5 protein-coding genes are annotated in these 5,981 nt (G+C 75.3%); all 5 read right to left on the bottom strand.

What is annotated here, in order from left to right; translation table 11 throughout:
• Positions 1 to 89: 89 nt before the first annotated feature.
• On the bottom strand, positions 90 to 1,268 hold the full coding sequence (gene moeZ / locus ABTZ17_RS35990; RefSeq protein ID WP_352200032.1) for an adenylyltransferase/sulfurtransferase MoeZ: 1,179 nt from the start codon (positions 1,266 to 1,268) through the stop codon (positions 90 to 92).
• Positions 1,269 to 1,344: 76 nt separating this feature from the next.
• Complete coding sequence (locus ABTZ17_RS35985; protein WP_352200031.1) at positions 1,345 to 2,097, bottom strand: spherulation-specific family 4 protein; 753 nt, start codon at positions 2,095 to 2,097, stop codon at positions 1,345 to 1,347.
• Positions 2,085 to 3,083, bottom strand: coding sequence for an NAD-dependent epimerase/dehydratase (locus ABTZ17_RS35980; RefSeq protein WP_352200030.1), 999 nt, complete (start codon positions 3,081 to 3,083; stop codon positions 2,085 to 2,087). The genes ABTZ17_RS35985 and ABTZ17_RS35980 overlap by 13 nt, the downstream gene beginning before the upstream one ends.
• A gap of 156 nt (positions 3,084 to 3,239) precedes the next feature.
• Positions 3,240 to 4,232, bottom strand: coding sequence for a hypothetical protein (locus tag ABTZ17_RS35975; protein ID WP_352200029.1), 993 nt, complete (start codon positions 4,230 to 4,232; stop codon positions 3,240 to 3,242).
• Complete coding sequence (locus tag ABTZ17_RS35970) at positions 4,229 to 5,857, bottom strand: DUF3492 domain-containing protein (protein ID WP_352200028.1); 1,629 nt, start codon at positions 5,855 to 5,857, stop codon at positions 4,229 to 4,231. The genes ABTZ17_RS35975 and ABTZ17_RS35970 overlap by 4 nt, the downstream gene beginning before the upstream one ends.
• Positions 5,858 to 5,981 lie beyond the last annotated feature (124 nt).

Raw genomic sequence — 5,981 nt, 5'->3', positions numbered from 1 at the left:
ATTACGTCCAGTAGGCAGGCTTCCCGGCGCCTTGCGATGCACGGCACCAGACGCCGCGGGCCTCACCGGCAAGATCCAAAAGACACGACCTAGTAGACCGGCTTCTCGGGCTCGATCTGGTGGACCCAGCCGATGACGCCGCCGCCGACGTGCACCGCGTCCGCGAAGCCCGCGGACTTCAGCACCGCGAGGACCTCCGCGCTGCGGACGCCCGTCTTGCAGTGCAGGACGATCCGCTTGTCCTGCGGGAGGTTCTGGAGGGCGGTACCCATCAGGAACTCGCCCTTGGGGATCAGCTTGGCGCCGGGGATCGAGACGATCTCGTACTCGTTCTTCTCGCGGACATCGATGATCTCGATGTTCTCGCCCTCGTCGATCCACTCCTTGAGCTGCTTGGGAGTGATCGTGGAGCCGAGCGCGGCCTCCTGGGCCTCCTCGGAGACGACCCCGCAGAAGGCCTCGTAGTCGATGAGCTCGGTGACGGTGGGGTTCTCACCGCACACCGCGCAGTCGGGGTCCTTGCGGACCTTGACCTGGCGGTACTGCATCTCCAGGGCGTCGTAGATCATCAGGCGGCCGACCAGCGGGTCGCCGATGCCGGTGAGGACCTTGATGGCCTCGGTGACCTGGATGGAACCGATGGACGCGCAGAGCACGCCCAGCACGCCGCCCTCGGCGCAGGAGGGGACCATGCCCGGCGGCGGGGGCTCCGGGTAGAGGCAGCGGTAGCAGGGACCGTGCTCGGACCAGAAGACCGAGGCCTGACCGTCGAAGCGGTAGATCGAACCCCAGACGTACGGCTTGTTCAGCAGCACGCAGGCGTCGTTGACCAGGTAACGGGTGGCGAAGTTGTCGGTGCCGTCGACGATCAGGTCGTACTGGGAGAAGATCTCCATCACGTTCTCGGCTTCGAGCCGCTCTTCGTGGAGGATCACGTTCACGTACGGGTTGATCCCGAGCACGCTGTCCCGCGCCGACTCCGCCTTGGAACGGCCGATGTCCGCCTGGCTGTGGATGATCTGGCGCTGCAGGTTCGACTCGTCGACCTCGTCGAACTCCACGATGCCGAGCGTGCCCACACCGGCGGCGGCCAGGTACATGAGGGCGGGCGAACCGAGGCCGCCGGCACCCACGGCGAGCACCTTGGCGTTCTTCAGGCGCTTCTGCCCGTCCATCCCGACATCCGGGATGATCAGGTGGCGGGAGTACCGACGGACCTCGTCAACGGTGAGCTCGGCGGCCGGCTCGACCAGGGGTGGCAACGACACGGGGACTCCAAGGTCATCCCCGCGCGGGCGGGGAACATCTATGGGTTGTTCTGCCGTAACACTGCCACGCCCCTCTTCATTCCGAGACACCAGGTCCGATACGCGAGACGATTTCGTCCCAATAACCGGGCATCGAGGCCCAGGGGTCCCGGCTGCCGGGGCGGTCCGTGAACCAGATCGTGCCCGCCCCCTGCCAGCGGGCGATCCGGACGGCCTCCTCCAGGTGCGTCCGCGGCACCCCGTGCACGAAGTGGCAGAACCGCTCCGGCGGGTACTCGGCCGTCCACTCGGCCACCTGGGACCACCGGTAGTCCACCCAGGAACCGGCGAACGTGACCAACTGGTCGGCGAGTTCGGCGTATCCGGGGTGCGGGTGGGTGCCGTGCCCGAGGACGGTGCGCAGCGGGCCGCGGTCCTCGCCCAGCTCGCGCAGGGCGGCGGTGAGCCGGGCCGTGGCGGCCAGTCCGGCGGTTCCGGCGGGCGCTCCGGCCAGGTAGAAGCCGTCCACGCGGTACCAGTCGAGGAAGCGGTGGGCGTCCGAGACCAGTTCCCCGAAGGAGCGGGCTCCGTCTCGCATGGCGAGATGGCCGAGGAGGCTGCCGCCCGCGTCCCGGAGCTTCCCGGCCGCCTCGGCGCAGTGCGGGTCGGGCCGTTGGCCGGGCCCCTCCGAGACGTTGAGCACCGCCCAGTGCAGCGGGGTGCCGGGCCGGGTCAGCTCGGCCCATTCCACGGGGGCGACCAGCGGGTGCGCGTACCCCGGAACGCCGAAGCCGAGCCGTTCCGATCCGGTGGCGGCGAGGCGGGCACCGGTGCTGGTCAGATGCGGCACGCCGCCTCCATCCAGATGTCGGCGAGGGATTCCTCCAGGTTGATCCGGGGGCGCCAGCCGAGCCGGTCCCGGGCGGTGCGGACGTCGGCCTGCTGCCAGGCCCCGCAGCCGTCGGGGTAGGGGTACGAGGGCGGGGCGGCGGCCGCGGCGATCTGGTCGGAGGTGGCCTCGGACCGGGGGGCGCCGATGGCGCCGAGCGGCACGGGCCGGTTGCCGTAGCCGTTGGGTCCGGGTCCGTCCAGCTCGTGGAGGGAGCCTCCGTAGCCGGCGACCCGGGCGAGCACGGCGGCGGCGTCCCGCAGACGGACGGCGCGGCCGGTGCCGATGTTCACGACGCCCTGCGCGGCGGAGAGGGAGGCCGCGTGCACGGCGCGGGCCACGTCGCGGACGTCGACGAAGTCCCGCTGCACGCCGAGCCCGCCGAGCTTGAGCTCGCTGTCCCCGGACTGCATGGCCCGGCGCATGGCCTCGGCGAGCCGGCCGAGGGGGGAGCCGGCGGGGGTGCCGGGCCCGACGGGCGAGAACACCCGGAGCACGACGGCGTCCAGGCCGGAGCCGAGGACCAGTTCGGTGGCGGCCAGCTTGCTGACCCCGTAGGGGCCGCCGGGCCGGGGCACGGCGTCCTCGGCGGTGGAGGAGCCGGGCTGGCTGGGCCCGTACTCGGCGGCGCAGCCGAGCTGGACCAGTCGGGCCCCGCAGCCGCTGCGGCGCAGGGACTCGCAGATGGTGGCCACGGCCACGGTGTTGTGCCGGGTCAGTTCGCGGGCCCCGCCGCGGGTGGTGCCCGCGCAGTTGATGACCACGCCGGGGTGGACGGCGTCGAGGAAGCGGGTGAGGGCGCCCGGACTGCCGGTGGCGAGGTCGAAGCGGACGTCGGCGTCGTCACCGCGGCCGAGGGCGGTGAGCTGGACCGCCGGGTCGGCGAGCAGCCGGTCCGCGACGTAGCGTCCGAGGTAGCCGTTGGCTCCGATGAGCAGCACTCTCATCGCGGGCCTCCTTCGTGCCGACGGGGCGTGCCGGTGGGGTCGGGTCGGGGGGTCATGGAAGGGATTCCGTTCTCTGGGGCCGGTCGGGCCGGCCGGTGGGGCTCGGGGTTCGGGTGGGACGCGCCGGGTGTGTCCGTGGTGTCGGCTCCACGGGGGTCAGGGCCGGGCGTGGGCGGAGGCCCGGGAGAGGGCGAGGGTCGCGTGCGCGAGCACGGCGAGGGCGGCGGCGGCGAGCCCGGCCCCGGGGAGCCCGAGGGCACGGGCGGCGGCCTCGGCGGCGCAGGCCGCGCCGAGCGCGGCGGCCACGGGCAGTCCGCGGACCCGGAGCAGTCGGGCCGCGTGGAGCAGGCAGCCCAGCGCGGTGCCGGTGAGGAGGTCGCCGCCGGTGAGGACCAGGAGTCCGGCGAGGGCGGCCGCGTACAGGCCGGTGGTGCCGAGGAGGAGGGGGCGGGCCGCCGCGGAGAACTCGTCGAGGGACCGGCTGGCGGCGAGCCGTCCGGCGGCGGCGGTGCCGAACAGTCCCGCGGCGAGGGTGGCCGGGCCGAGGGAGAGGGCCACGGCGGCGCCGGTGGCGGCAGAGTCGTACCAGCCGTAGCCGATCAGCAGGACCGTCGCGAGGGCGGCGGCCGCGAGGGGGGCCCGGCCGGCGGCGGGGCCGGCGGGGGCGCGGAGCGGGCCGGTGCGCAGGGCCGCCCAGAGGGCGGCGAGTCCGACGGCGGCCCAGACGGCGGTGAGCACGGGCCCGGGGGGCGGGAGGTGCAGGGCGGCCGTGCCGAGCACGCCGGGGAGCAGGGCGGCGGCGAGGGCGGCGGGGCCGGGGGGACGCGGGGCGCGGTCCGGGGGGCCGGGGACCGAGGGCTGTTCGGCGGGGCGGGGCACCCGGGCGTACAGCTCCTCGGCGAGGGAGAAGACGTCGCGGTGGCGGAAGCGGGCGGCGGTGCGGTCGGTGACCCCGCGGGCCTCCAGTCCGGCGGCGATCTCCAGGGGGTCCACGGCGCGGGCGCAGAGGTCCTGGTGGTGGTGGAGGAGGACCTTCACCGGGTCGACGGTGGCGGTCCGGCGGCGGGGGGCGGGGGCGGGGTCGCCGTCCCGGGCGGGGCCGCCGCCCGCGGGTGCCCCGTCGGCGCGGAGGTCGCCGGGGGCGCTCACAGGGCCCCCTCGGCGGCGGGGATCCCGGCGGGGCCGGCGGCGGGGCCCGGTGGGGCGGGGTCGGCCGGGGCGCCGGTCCAGGTGCCGGGGACCCGGGCCTCGGCGGGCAGGCCGAAGGGGACCTGCTCGCGGCGGGGGGCCGGGGTGCGGGCGATGAGTTCGAGGTAGAGGGAGCGGAAGGCGGCCACGTTCTGTTCCACGGTGAAGAGTTCGAGGGCGCGGGCCCGGGCGGCGGCGCCGAGGCGGGCGGCCCTTTCCTGGTCGCGCAGCAGGGAGAGGCAGGCGTCGGCGAGGGCGCGGGGGTTGCGCGGGGGCACGACCAGGCCGGTGCCGCCGATGACCTCGCGGACGGCGCCGACGTCGGTGGAGACGGTGGCCCGGCCGCAGAACATGGCCTCGGCGAGGCCGGCGGGGAAGCCCTCGACCACGGAGGAGAGGACGACCACCCGCCCGGAGGCGTAGGCGTCGGCGGGTTCGGGCACCTCGGGGCCGCCGATCTGCTCGAAGGAGACGGGGCTGTCCCCGGCGGTCACGGCGTCGGCGGCCTCGTCGGGGAAGAGCTGGGCGGCCAGGGCCCGGCAGTGGGCGAGGTGGTCGGCGGCCTCGGGGGTGCGGGCGGGAGCGCAGAACAGGCGGAGCCGGGCGGCCGGTTCCTCCTTGCGGATCTCGGCGAAGGCGTGTAGCAGCCCGATCAGGTCCTTGCCGGGTTCGGTGCGGCCGACCCAGGCGAGGGTGAGCGGGTCGCCGGCGTGCGGGTCCTCGCCGACGGTGGCGAATCGGTCCGCCTCCATGCCGGGGTACACGGTGCGCAGGCGGTCCCGGTCGGCGCCGCAGCGCTCCTGCCAGCGGCGGGCGTGGGTGTTGCCGGGGGTGATGAGGTCGGCGGCCCGGTAGATCTCGGCGGCGAGGCGCTGCTGGAAGGCGGCGAGGAGGGCGCGGACGGCGTCGCTGTGCGGGCTGTCGGCGCGTTCCAGGTAGTGGGCGCGGAGCTGGACCCCGTACTCGGTGACGAGGAGGGGCACTCCGAAGAAGCGTTTGGCCAGGAGTCCGGGGAGGGCCGCGGTGCCTCCGGCGCCCGCGTGGCAGAGGTCGAGGGCGCCGAGGCCCTCCGCCCAGTCCAGGGAGAGGGGGCGCAGGGCGCGTTCGAGTTCGTCGGCGACGGTGAGGAGATCGGTGACCTGGACGCGTTGCAGGGACCGGCCGGTGCCGGGGGCGCGGCAGGCGGACTCCAGGGCGCGGACCGCGGTCTCGGAGCGCAGGGCTGCGGAGAGGCCGCCCTCCTCGCGGGCCAGGGCGGCGAGCCCGTAGAGGCCGGCTTCGAAGGGGGCGGCGGCTCCGGCGCAGATGCCGGTGGCGAGCTCCTTGAAGTGTCCGGCGAAGCGGCGGCGTTCGCGGCGGCCGTAGGTGCGGCCGTCGTCCTCGGGTGCCCACAGGGGGGCGGTGCGGACGGCGGTGACGTGCGGGGGCAGCGGGACCCGGCCGCCGCGTTCCTGCTCGGCGCTCCGGCTCAGCGCGTACAGCTCGAACTCGTGCTCGGCGAGCCCGCGGACGAGCCGGTCGCACCAGAGTCGCGCCTCTCCCGTGGCGTAGGGATAGCCGCCCTCGGTGAGCAGTCCGATCCGCACGAGTACACCCCCGATCTCCCGTCGATGGGCGGCCGCTCCCCTTCGGGCGGCCCGCCGCGGAAGAACTCAAGCGGATCCCCCGCCGGCGGGGGGGGGGGCGGGGGGGTGGGCGCCCCCCCGCGGG

Origin of the sequence: Streptomyces sp. NPDC097619 (assembly GCF_040302735.1) — a bacterium.
Taxonomy (GTDB): Bacteria; Actinomycetota; Actinomycetes; order Streptomycetales; family Streptomycetaceae; genus Streptomyces.
The sequence above is the reverse complement of the archived record's forward strand: the minus strand, read 5'-3'. Positions and strand labels throughout refer to the sequence as shown.

Coding starts and splice junctions, on each gene's coding strand:
- ABTZ17_RS35980 (WP_352200030.1), bottom strand. CDS start 3,083: ATGAGAGTGCTGCTCATCGGAGCCAACGGCTACCTCGGACGCTACGTC.